Consider the following 18931-nt stretch of genomic DNA (forward strand, 5'->3'; position numbering starts at 1 on the left):
GGCGCCGAACCCGCGTCGGACGTACCCCGGCGCGCACACGAGAAGAGACAGACGTTGGCGACTGACACCCGGCGCTCGCGGCCGGTTCGCACGATCGTGCTCCTCACGATCCTGACGATCCTGCTGCCCTTCGGCGCCCTCTTGGCAGGTTGGCAGCTCGACGGTAAGTCGAGCGACAATCCGGACGGCGCGAGCCTGGCCCCCGGTCTGGCCCTCGATCTTCAGGGCGGCACCCAGGTCATCCTGAGGGCCGTCACCTCTGACGGATCCGAGGTCACCCCGGAGGCGATGGAGGAGGCCATCGGGGTCATCCGGCAGCGTGTCGACGCCAACGGCGTCACCGAGGCCGAGATCTCCAGCCAGGGCGCACGGCAGATCGTGGTCGAGATCCCGGGCGAGGTCGACGACGAGACCGTCGCGCTGATCTCCAAGGCCGCGCAGATGAAGTTCCGCCCGGTCCTGACGATCGGCAACCCGACCCCCACGGTGCAGCCCTCGGCCAGCCCGTCCGCGTCCGGCGACGCCGCCGACGACGCGGGCGCGGAGGGCGAGGGTGCCGAGGGTGAGGGCACCGAGGGCGACGCCGCGGAGGGCGAGGAGGCCCCCGGCGGGTTCACCCCGGACGAGATCGCCGAGCAGGAGGCGGCCGTCGAGGCCGCCACCGACGCCTCCGACCTGGCCCAGATCACGCCGTCGGTGCAGGCCGCCTTCGACGAGCTCGACTGCACCAACCCGGAGAACCTGCAGGGCGGTGGCGGCGACCGGCCCGACCTCCCGCTGGTCACCTGCGACCAGACGGGCGTCGCGAAGTACGTGCTCGGTCCGGTCGAGGTGGACGGCACCGACCTCAGCTCGGCGACGTCCGGCCTCATCCCGAACGCGAACGGCACCGTCTCGAACGTCTGGGGCGTCAGCCTCGACCTCAACTCCGAGGGTGCCCGGAACTTCCGGGAGAGCACGGAGCGGCTCTTCACGCTCGAGCAGCCCCGCAACCAGTTCGCGATCGTGCTCGACAGCCTGGTGGTCTCCGCCCCGAGCATCAACGAGCCGATCACCAACGGCCAGGCGAGCATCTCCGGCTCGTTCACGCAGAGCACGGCCGCGACGCTGGCCAACCAGCTCAGCTTCGGTTCGCTGCCGCTGACCTTCGAGGTCGAGGGGCAGAACCAGATCTCGGCCACCCTGGGTTCGGAGCAGCTGCAGCGCGGCCTGTTCGCCGGCCTCATCGGCCTCGCGCTGGTCGTCGTGTACTCGCTCTTCCAGTACCGCACGCTCGGCATGCTGACCGTGGCCTCGCTGGTCGTGGCCGCCGCCATGACCTACGTGGTGATCGCGCTCCTGAGCTGGGGCATCGGCTACCGCCTGTCCCTGCCGGGTGTCGCCGGTCTGATCGTGGCCATCGGCTTCACCGCGGACTCGTTCATCGTGTACTTCGAACGTATCCGTGACGAGCTGCGGGACGGCCGCTCGCTGCGGCTGGCCGTCCAGCGCGGCTGGACCCGCGCCCGGCGCACGATCTACGCCGCGAAGGCCGTGAACCTGCTCTCCGCGGTCATCCTGTACTTCATGACGGTCGGCGGTGTGCGCGGCTTCGCGTTCACGCTGGGTCTGACGACGATCATCGACGTCATGGTGGTCATCTGGTTCACCCACCCGGTCATGGAGCTGCTCGCCAAGGTGCCGTTCTTCCGCGACGGGCACAAGGCGTCCGGCCTGTCGGCCGACCGTATCGAGTCGCCACCGCGGTACCGCGGTGCGGGCCGCTTCTCCGGCCCGGCCACGGCCGACGCCCCCGTCGACGCACCGCAGGACGAGCGCGAGCTCGTCACGGCGCAGTCCGTGGCCCCGGCGCCCCGGGTGACGGAGGACGGCCGCAGGATGACGATCGCGGAGCGGCGTGCCGCCGAGCGCAAGGCTGCCGCGGGGTCCGCAGAGACGACCCAGCCGGCTCAGAACGAGGAGAAGCGCTGATGGCTGCACGCGGCTTTGCCCAGTGGGGCAACGACCTCTACACCGGACGCCGGTCGTACCCGATCATCCAGAAGCGCGGCATCTGGTTCTCGATCGTGGCGCTGTTCTCCGCCGCCTCGATCCTGGTGCTGGTCTTCCAGGGCCTGAACCTCGGTATCGACTTCCGCGGCGGGTCCGAGTTCACCGTCTCGGGGGCATCCAGCACCGACGAGGACCTGGCGATCGATGCGGTGGCCACCGTGGCACCCGGCGAGGAGCCGCACATCACCCAGGTCGGCGCGAACGCCGTCCGCGTGCAGGTCTCCGAGCTCGACGACCAGCAGACCGACCAGGTCGCAGAGGCGCTGGCCGACGCGTACGGCGTGGACGTCAACGAGGTCACGTCGAACTTCATCGGCCCCACCTGGGGCCAGTCGGTGAGCCTGCGCGCGCTGTGGGGCACCGTGGCGTTCGTCGCGGCCGCCGCGATCTTCATGGCGATCTACTTCCGGGCCTGGCGCATGTCCGTGGCCGCGATCGTCGCGATGCTCGCGGACGTGCTCATCTCGGCCGGCGTCTACGCGGTGATCGGCTGGGAGGTCACGCCGTCGACCATCATCGGCTTCCTGACGATCCTCGGCTTCTCGCTGTACGACAAGATGGTCGTCTTCGACAAGGTCCGTGAGAACACGGACACGGTGCTCGAGCAGACCCGCAGCACGTACGCCGAGCGGGCCAACCTCGCGGTGAACCAGACCCTGGTCCGGTCCATCAACACCTCGGTGGTCGCGCTGCTCCCGGTGGCGGGCATCCTCTTCGTCGGCGGCTTCCTGCTGGGGGCCGGCACGCTGAAGGACATCTCCCTGTCGCTGTTTGTCGGCATCGCCGCGGGCGCCCTGTCGTCGCTGTTCCTGGCCACGCCGCTGGACGTGGCGCTGCGGGAGCGCGAGCCCAAGATCGCCGCGCACACGAAGAAGGTCATGGACCTGCGGGCCGGCCTCGTGGCCGACGGCGCGGACGAGTCCGTCCTGGCCGCCGCCGCGTCCGGTTCGGCCCAGCTCGTCCCGGGGCATCACCAGGGTCAGTCCGCCCAGCCCAGGCGGCGCCGGTAGGCTCCGCCTCGTGGCAGACGACATGACCGACGTCGCCCTCTCCGGCCTGCTGCCGGAGAGGGCGACGCGCGTTCGCGAGCTGATCGCGGACGTCCCTGACTTCCCGTCCCCCGGCATCCTGTTCAAGGACATCACGCCGCTCCTGGCCGACGCCGAGGGCCTGGCCGACGTCGTGGAGGCGTTCACCCGCCTGGCGCTGGCCGACGGCGTCGACGTGGTGGCCGGCATGGAGGCCCGGGGCTTCCTGTTCGGCGCCCCCGTGGCGCACGCGCTCGGCCTGGGGTTCCTGCCCCTGCGCAAGGCGGGCAAGCTGCCGCCGCCCACCGAGAGCGTGTCCTACGACCTGGAGTACGGGTCGGCGGCCATCGAGCTGCGCTCGGGAACACTGACCCCGGGTGCGCGCGTTCTCATCATCGACGACGTCCTGGCCACCGGCGGCACCGCCGCGGCGGCGGCACAGCTGGTGGAGCAGTGCGGAGGAGTGGTCGCCGGGCTCGCATTCCTGCTCGAGCTGGACGCACTCCACGGCCGGGAGAGGCTGACCGGCCGCAACGTCGATACTCTCCTGCGGGTGAGCACACCGTCCGGTGGATGACCCGGCCGGGTCGGGGAATAGAGGTCCAGGGCTAGACTGGCGACTCCGGGTTCGACCCGGGGAAGGAGGCGCGTACATGGCTGAGAACACGGTGTCACGCGCTCCGGTGCCCGAGAAGAACGCGCCGACGCCTCCGGGCGGCAACCGGATGCGGAACCGGCTCGCGCGGCTCGGCGTCCGCAACGTGGGCGGCGGGACACCGGCGGCCATCGAGCCGCTGCTCCAGGCGATCCGCAGCAACCACCCCAAGGCTGACGTGGCGCTCATCGAGCGCGCCTACGTGGTCGCGGAGAAGGCGCACCGCGGGCAGATGCGCAAGAGCGGCGACCCGTACATCACGCACCCCGTCGCGGTCTCGACGATCCTCGCGGAGCTCGGCTTCGAGGGGACGACGATCGCGGCCGCGCTGCTGCACGACACGGTGGAGGACACCGACTACGCGCTGGACACCCTGCGCGCCGACTTCGGGGACGACGTCGCGCTGCTGGTGGACGGCGTCACGAAGCTCGACAAGGTGAAGTACGGCGACGCGGCCCAGGCCGAGACCGTGCGCAAGATGGTCGTGGCCATGGCCAAGGACATCCGCGTGCTGGTCATCAAGCTCGCCGACCGCCTGCACAACGCCCGCACGTGGAAGTACGTGCCGTCGAAGTCGGCGGAGCGCAAGGCGCGCGAGACCGTCGAGATCTACGCGCCGCTGGCCCACCGGCTGGGCATGAACACCATCAAGTGGGAGCTGGAGGACCTGTCCTTCCAGACCCTGTACCCCAAGGTGTACGACGAGATCGTGCACCTGGTGGCCGAGCGTGCGCCCGCCCGCGAGGAGTACCTCGGCGTGGTGCGCGGGCAGATCGAGTCCGACCTGCGCAGCGCCAAGATCAAGGCCACGGTGACGGGCCGGCCGAAGCACTACTACTCGATCTACCAGAAGATGATCGTGCGCGGGCACGACTTCGCGGAGATCTACGACCTCGTCGGCACCCGCGTCCTGGTGGACACGGTGCGCGACTGCTACGCGGCGCTCGGCGCCATGCACGCGCGGTGGAACCCGGTCCCCGGCCGGTTCAAGGACTACATCGCGATGCCGAAGTTCAACATGTACCAGTCGCTGCACACGACGGTGATCGGCCCGGGCGGGAAGCCCGTGGAGATCCAGATCCGCACGCACGACATGCACCGCCGCGCCGAGTACGGCGTGGCCGCGCACTGGAAGTACAAGGAGAAGACGCCGCCGGGTGGGGGCGCCGACCCGAAGAACCAGGACATGGCCTGGCTGCGCCAGCTCGTGGACTGGCAGCGCGAGACCGCCGACCCCGCGGAGTTCCTCGACTCGCTGCGGTTCGAGATCGGCGGCGACGAGGTCTACGTGTTCACGCCGAAGGGCCAGGCGATGGCCCTGCCGGGCGGCGCGACACCGGTCGACTTCGCCTACGCCGTGCACACCGAGGTGGGGCACCGCACCATGGGTGCCCGCGTCAACGGCCGGCTCGTGCCGCTGGACTCGCCGCTCGAGAACGGCGACGTGGTCGACATCCTGACCTCCAAGTCGGAGACTGCGGGGCCGAGCCGCGACTGGCTCGGGTTCGTGAAGTCGCCGCGCGCCCGCAACAAGATCCGGCAGTGGTTCACCAAGGAGCGCCGCGAGGAGGCCGTCGAGACCGGCAAGGACTCGATCGCCAAGGCGATGCGCAAGCAGGGCCTGCCGATCCAGCGCCTCATGTCGCACGAGGCGCTGGTCGGGGTTGCGAACGAGATGAACTACCAGGACGTCTCGGCGCTGTACGCGGCGGTCGGCGAGGGGCAGATCTCGTCGGCGCACGTCGTGGACAAGCTGGTCAAGGCCCTCGGCGGGGCGGACGGCGCGGAGGAGGACGTCGCGGAGGCGGCCCGCCCCGGCGGGCTCACGGCCCGGCGCGTGCGCTCGGGCGACCCGGGCGTCATGCTCAAGGGCAACGACTCCTCCGACGTGTGGGTCAAGCTCGCCAAGTGCTGCACGCCGGTGCCGGGCGACGACATCGTCGGCTTCGTGACGCGCGGCCAGGGCGTGAGCGTGCACCGCACCGACTGCGTGAACCTGGACGGCCTGCGCAAGCAGCCGGAACGCCTGGTCGACGTCGAGTGGACCCAGGGCGCCAACACGATGTTCCTGGTGCAGATCCAGGTCGAGGCGCTGGACCGCTCGCGGCTCCTGTCGGACGTGACGCGCGTGCTGTCCGAGAACCACGTGAACATCCTGTCGGCGTTCGTCTCGACGTCGGACGACCGGCTCGCCGTCTCCCGGTTCATCTTCGAGATGGCCGAGCCGGCGCACCTCGCGACCGTCCTCTCGGCGGTCCGCAAGGTCGAGGGCGTCTTCGACGTCCACCGCATCACGGGCACGAAACCGGTGGAACGCCCCCAGCTCCCGGTCTGATCCCGCACTCAGCGGGCGGTCGGGGCGCCCGGCAGGAGCGTGGCGAGGTCGTAGCCGACCGGCTCGTCGAGCTGCTCGTACGTGCACGACCCCGGGTCACGGTCCGGGCGCCAGCGCTTGAACTGCGCGGTGTGCCGGAACCGGCTGTTCTCCATGTGGTCGTAACCCACCTCGAGCACCCGCTCGGCGCGCAGGGGAGTGAACGACAGGTCCTTGCCCGCGCTCCAGCGGGACTGTGCGCCCGGCAGCCTGTCCCCGGCCTCGGCGCCCGCAGGGTCGGTCCACCCGTGCCAGGGATGCTCCTCCGCGGCCGGCGTACCGGGCTCGACGACGAGCGGGGCCAGCTCCTCCACCAGCTCGGCCCGCCGGGCGGCCGAGAAGGACGCCGCGACCCCGACGAACTGGAGGCGGGGCTCGGGCCCGTCCTCGTCCCAGAGGCCGAGCAGCAGCGACCCCACCAGCGGCGCCTGCTCCGTCGAGGTCTTGTGCAGGCGGTAGCCGGCCAGAACCACGTCGGCCGTGCGGGAGTGCTTGATCTTCAGCATGGCGCGCTTGTTCGGCGCGTACGCGCCGTCCGCGGGCTTGGCGACGACGCCGTCCAGCCCCGCGCCCTCGAACGAGTCGAACCACCCCTCCGCCACCGCCGCGTCCTGCGTGCGGGGCGTCGCGAAGACCAGCGGGCCGGAGAGCCCCAGACCGTCCAGCGCCGCGACCCGTTCGGACAGGGGCCGGTCCATGAGCGGGTCGTCGCCCAGGGCCAGCACGTCGAACACCACGAGCGCGGCCGGTGTGGTCTCCGCGAGCATGGTCACCCGGGACGCCGCCGGGTGGATCCGCTGCGACAGCAGGTCGAAGTCCAGGTGCGCCGCGCCGCCGTCGGGCGCCCGCGCGATCACGATCTCGCCGTCCACGACGCAGCGTTCCGGCAGGGCCTCCCGGACGGCCGCGACGACGTCCGGGAAGTAGCGGTCCATGGGCTTGCCGTTGCGGGAGTCGATCCGCACCTCGTCTCCGTCGCGGTAGACGATCGCGCGGAAACCGTCCCACTTCGGCTCGTAGACCCAGGCGGGTCCGGCGCCGGTGACGGACTGTGCGGGTACCGACGCCACGCTCTTGGCGAGCATCGGCCGCACCGGGGGCTGCACGGGCAGGTGGAGAGTGGTCACAGGACGAGCCTGCCTCAGCGCGGCGTGTACCGCAGGTAGACGCTCCCGTCGGAGAACGTGCGGATGTCCGCGAGGCGCAGGCCGAGACGGGCCCCGGGCGGCAGCGCCGCGAGTCCGCCGCCCACCACCTCGGGGAAGACGATGAAGCGGAAGTCGTCGATCAGACCTTGCCGGATGGCCTCGGCGGCCAGCGTCGGCCCGCCGACGGCGGTGACCCCGGGCCGCTCGTCCGCGATCCGCCGCAGGTCGGCCGGCCGCAGGTCACGGATGATCCGGGTGCGCTTCGAGGTGACGGCCTTCTGCGGCAGCGTGGACGACGCGACGAACTTGTCGGCGGCGCGCCAGATGCTCGCGAACCGGGCGTGCACGGGATTGTTGCCGTACTGCTCCTCGTAGGTCTCCCAGAAGACCTGCGTGCGGTACATGTCGCGGCCCAGCACGTACGTGGAGACGTCAGCCTCCATCTCGTTGACGAACGCGTGCACCTCGTCCGTCGGCATCGCCCAGTCGAACTTCCCCTCGGTGTCGGCCGTGTACCCGTCGGCGGACATGTTCGCCCAGTAGCGCAGAGTTCCCATGGCCCTATCCGACCACGGAGCCGGACAAAACTCCTCGATCGTGCACGTGCGAGTCACGGCGGGCTGCGCCATCGTGGCAGGGAACGACCACCCCGAGCGTGATCCCGAGCGGGAGGAGCAGCCATGCCGAAGCGTGATCCGGGTCCGAGCGTCAAGGACAAGGAGCTGTACGAGAAGCTGCGCGACGAGGGCAGCTCGAAGGAGAAGTCCGCGCGCATCGCCAACGCTGCCGCCGGATCGTCCCGCAAGAGCGTCGGGCGCAAGGGCGGCAAGGCGGGCGACTACGACGACTGGACCGTCGAGCACCTGCGCAAGCGGGCCGCCGAGATCGGCATCCCGGGCCGCTCGTCGATGCGCAAGAACGAGCTGATCAAGGCGCTGCGCTCGCACTGAGCGCGGCTCAGTCCTCCGACCGGACCCGGTCCTTGGCCCGGCTCGGCTGGACCCGCTTCGGCTCACCCGGCATCTTCGGGTACTCCGGCGGATAGGGCAGGTCACCGAGGCCCTCGGCCTCGTCGCGGGCCGCGAGCTCCAGCGCCGCCTCCAGGGAGCAGTCCAGGGCCGGGTCCCGGTCCGCGCGGAGCGGGGCGAACAGGTCGCCCCGCTCCGCGAACCGGTCCGGCGCCGTCAGCACGTCGAAGTCGTCCGGGTGCACGTCGGCGACCTCGTCCCAGTCCAGCGGCATCGACACGGTCGCGCGCCCGTTCGCGCGGATCGAGTACGCCGACGCGATGGTGCGGTCGCGCGCCATCTGGTTGTAGTCCACGAAGATCGCCTCGCCACGCTCCTCCTTCCACCACCGCGTGGTCACCTTCCCCGGCAGGCGCCGCTCCAGCTCCCGCCCGACGGCGATCGTGGCGCGTCGCGCCTCGGTGAACGACCACCGCGGCTCCAGAGGGACGAACACGTGCAGGCCCCGCCCGCCCGACGTCTTGGGGTACCCCGTCAGACCCAGCTCGCCCAGCAGCTCCCGCAGGTGCGGGGCCACCGCCGCGGCGTCGTCGAAGTCCGTGCCCGGCTGCGGGTCCAGGTCGATCCGGAGCTGGTCCACCGCCTCGACGTCGTCCCGGCGCACCGGCCACGGGTGGAACGTCAGCGTGCCCATGTTCGCCGCCCAGGCCACCACCGCCGGCTCCGTGGGGCACACCTCGTCGGCCGTGCGACCCGACGGGAAGGCGATGGTCGCCGTCTCGACGTACGGCGGGGCACCCTGCGGGATGCGCTTCTGGTAGAAGCCGTCACCCTTCGGGTCGTCCGGCTTCGGCGTGCGCGTCGCCAGGTGCGCACCCTCGTGCCAGCCCTTCGGCCAGCGCTCCAACGTCGTCGGACGGTGCAGCAGCGCCCCGGTGATCCCGTCCGCCACCGCGACGAAGTACTCGACCACCTGCAGCTTGGTGATGCCGCGGGGGAACACGACACGGTCAGGGCTCGTGACGCGCACCGTGCGGCCAGCGACATCGAGCTCCACGGCGGGGGTCTTGGATGCGGCCATGGTCCGAAACTAGCGTCCCAGCAGCTCTCTCGCCGCCGCGAGCGCCCGGTGCGCCGCGGGCCGGCCGACCACGCGGGCACGCTGGTCGAGCAGCCGGGCCGCGCGACGCAGGTCAGCACCCCGCCCCGCCAGCGCGACGAGCAGCGGCACCGCGGCCTCCGCACCCACGGTGCGGGCGACGTCGACCGCGGTGCGCGTCAGGCTCGTGACCGCCACACCCGCCAGCCGCACCGTGTCGGACGCCAGACCCGGCGTCCGCCGGACCAGCAGGCCCGGGCGGGCCGTGGGGCAGTGCGTCCCGGGGGCGTACGCCACCTCCACGGGCGCACCCGGCGGCCACGTGGCGGCCGGCCCGCCGGCGTACCAGCCCGTGTGCACCCACGCGGCCGTCGCGGCCGCCAGCACGCACCGGGACGGGACGACGCGCGCGAGGGCCGGCGCCCGGTGCCGCGGCTCGACGACGGTGCCCGCGCCGACCCCCGCGCCGTCGTACAGCTCGACCAGCACGCCGGAGCGGCGCAGGTCCGCCCACGCGACCCGGCCACCCACGTGCGCGGGCGTGACCAGCAGGGGCGCGGGGGCCGGGCGGACGTCCAGGAGCGCGGCGAGCGACGACGACATCCCCTGAACCTATGCGCAGCGGGCCCGGTCGCGCAGTGCACGACCGGGCCCGCTGTGGACGACGTCCTCGGGCGTCAGCCCCGGGAGTCCTCGGCGGCCTTGACGACCTGCTCCAGCCAGGAGCGGCGCGCCGTGACCGCGGCCTCCAGCTCGGCCACCTTCCGCTTGTCGCCCTTGGCCTGGGCGGCGGCGAGGTCGGCCTCGAGACCGGCGATCGCGGCCTCCAGCTGTGCGGCGGCGCCCTCGGCACGCGCCCGCGTCTCCGGGTTGGTGCGGCGCCACTGCGCCTGGTCGGCGTCACGGATCGCGGTCTCGACCGCACGCAGCCGACCCTCGACACGCTGGATGTCGCCGCGGGGCACCTTGCCGGCCTCCTCCCAGCGCTCCTGGATGTTGCGCAGCGCGGCCTTGGCCTTGTTCAGGTCCTTGACCGGGACCAGCGCCTCCGCCTCGACGAGCAGCTCCTCCTTGACCTTGAGGTTCTCGCCGTACTCCGCGTCGATCACCGCGTTCTCGGCGTCCCGGGCCTGGAAGAACCGGTCCTGCGCGGCCCGGAACCGGGCCCACAGGGCGTCGTCGTCCTTGCGGGACGCGCGCCCCGCCGCCTTCCATCGCGCCATGAGGTCGCGGTAGGCACCGGCCGTGTAGCCCCAGTCCGTGCTGGTCGAGAGCGCCTCGGCCTCGGACACCAGCTTCTCCTTCTCGATCTTCGCGGCGCTGTTGCGCTGCTCCAGGTCGGCGAAGAAGTGCCGGCGCTCGCGGTCGAACGCCGTGCGCGCGTGGCTGAACCGCTTCCAGAGGGACTCCTCCGTGGGGCGGTCGATGCGCGGACCGGACCGCTGGGCCTCCTTCCAGCGGTCCAGCAGGGAGCGCAGCTCCTCGCCGGCGGGGCGCCACTGCATCTTGTTCGGGTCGGTCGCCGCGATCTTCTCGGCGGCCTCCACGATCGCGGTGCGGGCGGCGACGGCCTCGGCCTTCGCGGCGGCCCGCGCCGCCTCCAGGGCGGCACGGCGCTCGGCCGCACGGCCCCGCAGGGCCTCGACCCGGGCGCGCAGGCCGTCCAGGTCGCCGACGGCGGCCGGCTCCGCGGTCTCCTCGCCCAGCTTCTGCAGGGTCTGGTCGATCTCCCGCACCGACAGGTCGGCGCTCTCCAGGCGGGCCTCGAACAGCCCGACCTTCGCGTTCAGGTCCAGGTACCGGCGCACGTACAGCGCGAGCGCCTCCGGGGTGCTCACGCCGGGGAACTGGCCCACGACGCGCTCACCGGCGGCCTCGCGCACGTAGACCGTACCCTCGTCGTCCACGCGGCCGAACTTCTCGGCCTCGGCGTGCGCGACGGCGTCGGCGGCGGCGGGCACGACCGGTGCCGGTGCGGCGGCCGGGGTTGCCTGCGCGGCCGGAGCCGCCGGGGTGCCGGGCTTGCGCGGCCGGGGCCGGGCCAGTGCGGCGGGCGACGGGATGGCGGACGGCTTCGGCGTGGGTTCCGGGGCCTGGGCCGCGGGTGCGTCGGCCGGAGCGTCGGCCTGCTCGGAGGTCTCCGCCGCCGGGGTCTCGGCGGCGGGTGCTTCCGCGGGCGCGTCGTCGGTCGCCGCCGGGGGCTCGGACGCCTCTGCCGGTCCCGGTGCGTCCTCGGCGACCGGCTGCTCGGCCGGTGCCTCCGTGGCGGTCGCGGTCTCTGCGGCCGCGGCCTCCTCGGCCGGCGCCTCCGTGGCGGTGGGCTCCTCGGTCGCGGCTGCCTCTGCCTCCGGCTCGGCCGCCACCTCCGCGGGCGCGTCCGCCGTCTCCGCGGCAGGTGCCTCTTCCGCGGCTGCCTCTTCCGCGGGTACCTCTTCGGCAGGGGCCTCCTCGGCAGCCTCAGGAGTCGCGTCCACCGCGGTCCCGGACTCGGCGGCCTCGGGCGCGGCGTCCGCTGCCGGAGCCTCCTCGGCGCTGTCCGCCGCGCTCACCGCCTCGGCGGGGGCGTCGGCTGCGGTCGGAGTCTCGGCCACGGGCTCGGCGGGCACGTCCTGCTGGACGGGCTCGGACGAGCGTGAAGTGGGTTCGCTCACTGGGTCTCAACTCCTTCGATGGTGACGGGGTTGGCGGGTGCGCCGTCGGTGACACCGGCCGCGGCCCCCTCGTCAGCGACTGCCCGGACGAAGTCCAGGCCGGATGTGATCGTGCCGAAGACCGTGTACCCGCCGGCGTCGTCGGACGGGATGGTCGATTCCTCGTAGACGAGGAAGAACTGGGAGCCCATGGACTCGCCGTCGCCGCCCACGCGGGCCATGGCAACGGTACCCGCGGGGTAGACGCCGTCCTCCGGGTCGTTCTCGATCGGGCCGAAGCTGTAGCCCGGGCTGCCGGAGCCGCTGGCCGTCGGGTCGCCGCACTGGAGCACGTAGATGTTCTGCGTGGTGAGGCGGTGGCAGGAGGTGTCGTCGAAGTACCCCTCCTGGGCCAGGCTGACGAAGTTGGCGACCGCCTGCGGCGCCGCGGAGCCGTCGAGCTCCATGACGATGTCGGACTCCGTGTCCCCCGAGCACGCCCGCAGCGTCACGGTCCAGGTCCGGTCCTCGGCGACCGACGGTTCGGCCAGCTCGTACGAGTCGCGGGCCTCGGTGACCCCGGCGGGGCAGGACCCGGCGGCGGCGTCCGCGGCGTCGGCCGTGCGGTTGTCGTCGATCAGCGCCGCGACAGCGAAGGCGCCCACGAGGGCCAGCACGGTGAACAGGGCGATCAGGCTCCAGAGCCGCTGCCTCCGGGCGCGCCTGGCCGCCTGCCGCTGCTCGCGCTTGCGGTCCTGCTTGGCCTGCTGCGCGCGCTGCCGCTGCTTGGTGGAGGCCACCGCGTTCCCTTCCCCGTGCTCTCTCGTGCCCGCCTCGACCCAGGGCGTGGTCGGGCTGGACCGTTTCACCACTGGATCCGGGGCGAATCACCCCGTGCGGGGACAGTGTAGGCATCCGACGCCAGCTCATACCGTCCGAGCGGTCCCACCGAGGGGTGAACACCGCGTCCGCGCACGCCCGGACGCACGTGGCGGCGGCGGGATAGCGTGGGTCCGTGCAGCTTCGCGTCGTGGTCGCGCCCGTGTTCGGAACCAACTGCTGCGTCGTGTCCGAGGGCGGTGACTGCGTCGTCGTCGACGCCGGCGCGGGCGTCGCGGACGCCGTCGTCCGCCTGGTGGACGACGCCGGGCTGACCCCGCGTGCCGTCCTCGCCACGCACGGCCACGCCGACCACACGTGGGACGCCGGGGCGCTCTGCGCCCGGTACGGCATCCCCATGCGCCTGCACGAGGCCGACGCCTACCGTCTCGCCGACCCGTTCGCCACCCTCAGCCCTGCGCTGGAGTCCGCCCTGGGGCTGCACCGCGCCGACTACCGGGCGCCCACCGACGTCGAGCCGTTCGCCACACCGAACGGTTCGACGACGCTGGAGCTCGGCGCGCTCACGCTGCGGGCCCTGCACGCGCCGGGCCACACCGAGGGCTCGACGCTGTACCGGCTGGACGGCACCGTCCTGACCGGGGACGTGCTGTTCGCGGGGTCGGTCGGCCGCACCGACCTGCACGGCGGGTCCGAGGCCGTCATGGTCCGCACGCTGCGCGACGTCGTCGCGGCGCTCGACCCGGCGCTCGCCGTCGTGCCGGGGCACGGCCCGGCCACCACCGTGGGCGACGAGCTCGACACCAATCCGTTCCTCGTCCGGGCTGTGGAAAACCCGGGCTGACACCGCCCGGGTCGTGGGAAGATCTGAGGCATGGCAAAGCCCACCCCTCTCTCCGGTTTCCCCGAATGGCTCCCCGACGGTCGCATGGTCGAGCAGCACGTGCTCGACACCTTGCGGCACACGTTCGAGCTGCACGGGTTCGCCGGGATCGAGACGCGGGCCGTGGAGCCGCTCGACCAGCTGCTCCGCAAGGGGGAGACCTCCAAGGAGGTCTACCTGTTGTCGCGCCTGCAGGAGGAGCCGGGACAGGGCTCCGACAAGCAGCTCGGGCTGCACTTCGACCTCACCGTGCCCTTCGCCCGGTACGTGCTGGAGAACTCCGGCCGCATCGCCTTCCCCTTCCGGCGCTACCAGATCCAGAAGGTGTGGCGCGGCGAGCGCCCGCAGGAGGGCCGGTTCCGCGAGTTCGTCCAGGCCGACATCGACATCGTGGGCGCGGGCGAGCTGCCTTACCACTTCGAGGTCGAGGCGCCGCTGGTCATGGCGGAGGCGCTCGGCGCGCTGGGCGAGATCGGCCTGCCGCCCGTACGGATCCTCGTCAACAACCGCAAGGTCGCCGAGGGCTTCTACCGCGGCATCGGCCTGGACGACGTCGAGGGTGCGCTGCGGCAGATCGACAAGCTCGACAAGATCGGCCCGGAGAAGGTGTCCGAGCTGCTGGTGACCGAGGTCGGCGCGACCGAGGACCAGGCCAAGGCGTGCCTGGCGCTCGCGTCGATCTCCGGGTCGGACGCGTCCGTGATCGCGGAGGTGCGTGCGCTGGCCGAGTCGCACGACGCCGTGACCGAGCTGCTGGAGACCGGCCTCGGCGAGCTCGGGGCCCTGATCGAGGCGGCGTCCCGCCGGGCGCCCGGCGTGGTCGTGGCCGACCTGAAGATCGCCCGTGGCCTGGACTACTACACCGGTTCCGTGTACGAGACGGTGCTGGTGGGGCACGAGCAGCTCGGCTCGATCTGCTCCGGCGGCCGCTACGACACCCTCGCCTCGGACGGCAAGAACACCTACCCGGGCGTCGGTCTGTCGATCGGCGTCTCGCGCCTCGTGTCGCGGCTGCTGTCGGCGGAGCTCGCGCAGGCCACGCGGTCGGTGCCGTCGGCGGTGCTCGTCGCGGTCACCTCGGAGGAGGAGCGGGCCGAGTCGGACGCGGTGGCGACGGCGCTGCGTGCCCGCGGCATCCCCGTGGAGGTGGCGCCGAACGCGGCGAAGTTCGGCAAGCAGATCAAGTACGCCGACCGGCGCGGCATCCCGTTCGTCTGGTTCCCGGGCTCGGTGGGGGAGGACGGGACCGTCGGCGCGGACCAGGTCAAGGACATCCGGTCCGGCGACCAGGTCGACGCCGCCGCCGCCGCCTGGGAGCCGCCCGCCGAGGACCGCTGGCCGCGCGTCGTCCCGCGCGGGTGAACTGGAGCGAACTGCCCGTATTGCCCGGATAGTTGAAGCCTGAATCGGCTAGCCTCGAAACGGGGCCGGGCTCGGCCCCGCGACGACACCGCCGGCCGATCTCGGCCCCCGGTCCGGGCAAGGGAACGGGTGATGACAGGTTCGGGACGTCTCCGCGACGAGGCACGTGGGGAGCGCTGGGAGCAGTCGCTCGTCGGGGTGACGGGCGCCGTGCGACGCCGCGACGCCGCCGTGCGGACGCAGAGCCCGCACCCGGGGCCATGCCGGCGCCCCGCCCCCGACAGCAACCGGCTGCACGGGCAGCGGCAGGTGCGACGCCGGCTGACGGCGCCCGTCGTGGTGCCCTCCGTGGTGCTCGGCCTCGGCCTGGCCGGGTGCACCGCCGCGTTCGCCCTGGCGCCGGCCGCGACCGAACCCGTCGCGCTCGTGTGCCCGGCGCCGGTGACGGTGACGTGGGTGGACCAGTACCGCGACGTCCTCGGCCTGCGCGTGCCCGACCCCCGGGACCGCCTCGAGGTGTCGGCTGCCGCCGGCTCGACGGTCGTGGTGACCTTCACCGACGCCGACGGCGCCGCCTACCCGTCCGTCCGCACCGAGACGTCGGGCACGGGCATGCTGGTCGTGGAGCCGCCACGCCCCGTGCCGGGGACCGAGCGGGGGCGCTGGCAGGCGCGGGCCGTGGTGACGTCCGCCGGCGCGGTCTCGGTCTGCACGGGGGCCCTGCGCTGACGACTTGACGTGCGTTCGAACGAGTGTTCGAATCGAGTCATGCGATGGAACGGCCAGGCGATCTCGAACGACGACGGCGCACTGCCCGGGCTGGAGCTGCCCGCGCTGCGTACCGCAGGGCTGCTGCGCACCGTCCGCTCGCCCGAGTTCGCCGGGGTGGCGTTCCACGAGGTGCTCGCCAAGAGCGCCCTGTCGAAGGTGCCGCCGGCGTCCCAGATGCCGTTCCGGTGGACCATCAACCCCTACCGGGGATGCAGTCATGCCTGTACCTACTGCGTGGAGCCGTCGACGCTCGTCCTGATGGCCGATGGCCGGCAGAAGCCGATCCGCGACGTGCGGGTGGGGGACCGAATCGTCGGCACACGGCGCGACGGTTCCTACCGGAGGTTCGTCGAGACAGAGGTTCTGGCCCACTGGGGCACGACCAAGGCCGCCTACCGCGTAACGCTGGAGGACGGCACCGAGATCGTCGCGAGCGCCGACCACCGCTTCCTCACGGAACGCGGGTGGAAGTACGTCGCACCGCCGGCCAAGGGCGGGGGGCAACGGCCCTACCTGACGACGAACAACCGGCTCCAAGGGTTCGGCCTGGGGATGGCGGGCGATGCCTATACGACGCCGCCCGAGTCACCCGAGTACCGCAGGGGCTACCTCACGGGCATGATCCGCGGTGACGGGATGATCTTCGAGAAGACGTACACGAGCGGACGGATCGCGATGTTCCGGCTGGCTCTCGTCGACCACGAGGCGTTGGCTCGTTCGCAGGACTACCTCGCCACGGCCGGTGTGGCAACCAACCGTCGTCCCTTCTCGTCGGCCACGGCGACGCGGCAGGCCATCGACGGCATCTTCACGTCCAGGCAGGCGAATGTCACGGCGATCCGTCGGATGATCGAATGGCCGGACGCTCCGGACAGATCGTGGTATGCGGGTTTCCTGGCAGGCATCTTCGACGCCGAGGGCAGCTGCGACGGCCAGGTTCTTCGCATATCCAACTCGGACGAGCGCATGCTCACGATGACCATGGAAGCGATGGACGCCCTCGGTGTGGCACATGTGAGGGAGCCGGCCAACAAGATCGGCGTGACCAACATCCGTGTCATCGGTGGCCTGGCCAGCCGGAGGAAGTTCTTCGCGCTCACCGGTCCCGCGATCACTCGGAAGCTCAAGATCGTCGGCGCGGCGGTCAAGACCTCGGTGTCGTTGCGGATCGTCTCTGTGGAGGCTCTCGGCACCGAGTCGGACATGATCGACATCACAACCGGCACCGGCGACTTCATCGCCAACGGCGTGATCAGCCACAACTGCTTCGCGCGGAATACCCATGAATATCTGGATCTCGACTCCGGGCGCGACTTCGACTCCCAGGTGGTCGTCAAGGTCAACGTCGACGAGGTGCTCCGCGCCGAGCTCGCCAAGCGCACCTGGACGCACGAGGCCGTGGCGCTGGGCACCAACACCGACCCGTACCAGCGCGCGGAGGGACGTTACCGGCTGATGCCGGGGATCATCTCGGCGCTCGCCGATTCCGGCACGCCGTTCTCGATCCTCACCAAGGGCACGTTGCTGCGCCGCGACCTGCCGCTGCTGCAGCAGGCCGCCGAACGGGTCGACATCGGCCTGGGCGTGTCGCTGGCCTTCGCCGACACGCCGCAGGGCAAGGAGCTCCAGCACGCCGTCGAGCCGGGCACCCCGACCCCGCGCGCCCGGCTCGACCTCATCCGCGCGATCCGTGCGGCGGGCCTGCCGTGCGGCGTCATGGTGGCGCCCGTGCTGCCCTGGCTGACCGACCCGCTCGCGCACCTCGAACGGCTGCTCGACGACGTGGCAGAGGCCGGCGCGACGGGCGTCACCGTGCTGCCCCTGCACCTGCGCCCGGGCGCCCGCGAGTGGTACCTCGGCTGGCTGGAACGCACCCGTCCGCACCTCGTCGACGGCTACGGCCGCATCTACGCGCGCGGCGCCTACGCGCACAAGGGGTACCGCGACTGGCTCTGGGAACGGGTCCGTCCGCTGATCGAGGAGCGCGGCCTGGGCGGCGCCGCCATGCACCGCACCCGTGCCGCAGGGGCGCGCGCGGGGGACGGGATCGAGGGCGAGCCGCACGGCGAGGGCGACTACCCGCGCGGTGCGTTCACCGGGTTACGTGCGGACGGCACCGGCGCGGCGTCCTTGGGTGTCGACGTCGGGAGCGAGACCCTGTTCTGATGCGCCACACACCGCACGAGGACCGGCGCCTCGGGGGTCGCAGGCTCGAACCGCTGGCCGGAGGCTGGTCGGGCGAGACGTTCCTCGCCCTGCCTTCCGCCCGGGGCGGCGAGCCGCTGGTTGCGAGGTACCTCGCCGGGGCGCACCACGGGCCGCAGGCGGCCAGCATCCAGGCGGCGCTGCTGCGCCAGGTGCGCGGCCTGCTGCCGGTCCCGGACGTCCACGGGGCCTACGACGACGGCCCCGTGCCCGGGCTGCTCCTCACCGAGCTGTTGCCGGGGGAGCGTGGGGACCTGGTCCTGGAGCGGATGGTCCGACCCGGCCGACGGGACGACGGACGCCTGCGGACGCTCGGGCGCGCGCTCGGCGGCGTCGCCGGCACGCTCGCCGGCGTCCGGATGCCCGAGGCCGGCCTGTTCGTGGACGAGAGCCTGCGGATCGAGCCGTTCCGGCTCCGGCTGCCCGGCTGGGTGGACGACCATGCCGCGGGGCTGGTGGCGGCCGGGTGGTCGGCGGCCGAGACGGCGGCGCTGCGCGCCGTCGCCGACCGGGCGGCCCCGGCGCTGGAGGGCGCCGCGCCGTGCCTGGTGCACAGCGACCTCAACCCCAAGAACGTGCTGGTAGACCCCGCCGAGCTCAGCGTCACAGGCGTGCTCGACTGGGAGTTCGCGCACGCCGGCCACCCCGCCACGGACCTGGGCAACCTCCTGCGCTTCGAGCGGGAGCCCGCCTACGTCGACGGCGTGCTGGACGGCTGGTGCACCCCCGTCGGACGGGCCACCGGGACCCGGCCCGACCCCGACGCGGCGACGGACACCGCACGCGCCGCGGACCTGGTCGCCCTCGTCGAGCTCGCCGCCCGCACGGTGACCACGCCGGTGGTGCGCCGGGCGCGCCGGCACCTGCGCGCGATCGCAGCCACGGGCGACCTGCACGCCACACCCTGAGCGGACGG

The 18931-nt window shown here is 72.5% G+C and carries 16 protein-coding genes; 10 read left to right on the plus strand and 6 right to left on the minus strand.

Going from position 1 to position 18931, the window contains the following annotated elements; all coding sequences use genetic code 11:
• The first annotated feature begins 54 nt into the window (after positions 1-54).
• From secD to APR03_RS16090, 4 genes are all read left to right on the plus strand, one after another.
• Positions 55-1971 carry a protein translocase subunit SecD gene (gene secD / locus APR03_RS16075; protein WP_253837188.1) on the plus strand — a complete coding sequence of 639 codons (1917 nt, stop codon included), beginning with the start codon at positions 55-57 and terminating at the stop codon, positions 1969-1971.
• Entirely contained in the window at positions 1971-3062 is a 1092-nt protein-coding gene (gene secF, locus APR03_RS16080) for a protein translocase subunit SecF (protein WP_253837190.1), read from the plus strand. The genes secD and secF overlap by 1 nt, the downstream gene beginning before the upstream one ends.
• Before the next feature lie 22 nt (positions 3063-3084).
• Positions 3085-3657, plus strand: coding sequence for an adenine phosphoribosyltransferase (locus APR03_RS16085; RefSeq protein ID WP_253837241.1), 573 nt, complete (start codon positions 3085-3087; stop codon positions 3655-3657).
• A 76-nt stretch (positions 3658-3733) separates the two neighbouring features.
• Entirely contained in the window at positions 3734-6070 is a 2337-nt protein-coding gene (locus tag APR03_RS16090; RefSeq protein ID WP_253837192.1) for a RelA/SpoT family protein, read from the plus strand.
• A gap of 8 nt (positions 6071-6078) precedes the next feature.
• Here the strand turns inward: APR03_RS16090 and APR03_RS16095 are convergent, their stop codons facing one another.
• On the minus strand, positions 6079-7236 hold the full coding sequence (locus tag APR03_RS16095; protein ID WP_308216509.1) for an ATP-dependent DNA ligase: 1158 nt from the start codon (positions 7234-7236) through the stop codon (positions 6079-6081).
• A 14-nt stretch (positions 7237-7250) separates the two neighbouring features.
• A complete protein-coding gene (locus APR03_RS16100) occupies positions 7251-7814 on the minus strand; it encodes a dihydrofolate reductase family protein (protein WP_253837194.1) in 564 nt (187 codons plus the stop codon).
• A 123-nt stretch (positions 7815-7937) separates the two neighbouring features.
• Here APR03_RS16100 and APR03_RS16105 point away from each other — a divergent pair, with 123 nt between their 5' ends.
• Positions 7938-8207 carry a DUF7218 family protein gene (locus APR03_RS16105; protein ID WP_253837196.1) on the plus strand — a complete coding sequence of 90 codons (270 nt, stop codon included), beginning with the start codon at positions 7938-7940 and terminating at the stop codon, positions 8205-8207.
• 7 nt (positions 8208-8214) lie between these two features.
• On the opposite strand, the gene APR03_RS16110 is transcribed toward APR03_RS16105, so the two are convergent.
• The 4 genes from APR03_RS16110 to APR03_RS16125 all read right to left on the minus strand — a co-directional run bounded on the left by APR03_RS16110 (position 8215) and on the right by APR03_RS16125 (position 12754).
• Positions 8215-9306 (minus strand): DNA polymerase domain-containing protein, encoded by a 1092-nt coding sequence (locus APR03_RS16110; RefSeq protein ID WP_253837197.1) that lies wholly within the window; start codon positions 9304-9306, stop codon positions 8215-8217.
• 9 nt (positions 9307-9315) lie between these two features.
• Positions 9316-9927 carry a hypothetical protein gene (locus APR03_RS16115; RefSeq protein ID WP_253837199.1) on the minus strand — a complete coding sequence of 204 codons (612 nt, stop codon included), beginning with the start codon at positions 9925-9927 and terminating at the stop codon, positions 9316-9318.
• A 74-nt stretch (positions 9928-10001) separates the two neighbouring features.
• Positions 10002-11975 carry a DUF349 domain-containing protein gene (locus APR03_RS16120; protein ID WP_253837201.1) on the minus strand — a complete coding sequence of 658 codons (1974 nt, stop codon included), beginning with the start codon at positions 11973-11975 and terminating at the stop codon, positions 10002-10004.
• Positions 11972-12754 carry a peptidylprolyl isomerase gene (locus APR03_RS16125; protein WP_253837203.1) on the minus strand — a complete coding sequence of 261 codons (783 nt, stop codon included), beginning with the start codon at positions 12752-12754 and terminating at the stop codon, positions 11972-11974. Before APR03_RS16125 ends, APR03_RS16120 begins: the two co-directional genes overlap by 4 nt.
• A 215-nt stretch (positions 12755-12969) precedes the next feature.
• On the opposite strand from APR03_RS16125, the gene APR03_RS16130 reads away from it, so the two are divergent.
• The 5 genes from APR03_RS16130 (at position 12970) to APR03_RS16150 (ending at position 18923) form a co-directional block, all read left to right on the plus strand.
• Positions 12970-13638, plus strand: a complete 669-nt coding sequence (locus tag APR03_RS16130; protein ID WP_253837204.1) for an MBL fold metallo-hydrolase — start codon at positions 12970-12972, stop codon at positions 13636-13638.
• 30 nt (positions 13639-13668) lie between these two features.
• Entirely contained in the window at positions 13669-15039 is a 1371-nt protein-coding gene (gene hisS, locus APR03_RS16135; protein ID WP_253837207.1) for a histidine--tRNA ligase, read from the plus strand.
• Between the two features lie 132 nt (positions 15040-15171).
• Positions 15172-15768 (plus strand): hypothetical protein, encoded by a 597-nt coding sequence (locus tag APR03_RS16140; RefSeq protein WP_253837209.1) that lies wholly within the window; start codon positions 15172-15174, stop codon positions 15766-15768.
• Between the two features lie 39 nt (positions 15769-15807).
• On the plus strand, positions 15808-17976 hold the full coding sequence (locus APR03_RS16145) for an intein-containing Rv2578c family radical SAM protein (RefSeq protein WP_253837211.1): 2169 nt from the start codon (positions 15808-15810) through the stop codon (positions 17974-17976).
• Positions 17976-18923, plus strand: a complete 948-nt coding sequence (locus APR03_RS16150; protein ID WP_253837213.1) for a phosphotransferase family protein — start codon at positions 17976-17978, stop codon at positions 18921-18923. Before APR03_RS16145 ends, APR03_RS16150 begins: the two co-directional genes overlap by 1 nt.
• The last annotated feature ends 8 nt before the right edge of the window (positions 18924-18931 follow it).

Origin of the sequence: Promicromonospora thailandica, from assembly GCF_024171955.1 — a bacterium.
GTDB lineage: Bacteria > Actinomycetota > Actinomycetes > Actinomycetales > Cellulomonadaceae > Promicromonospora > Promicromonospora thailandica.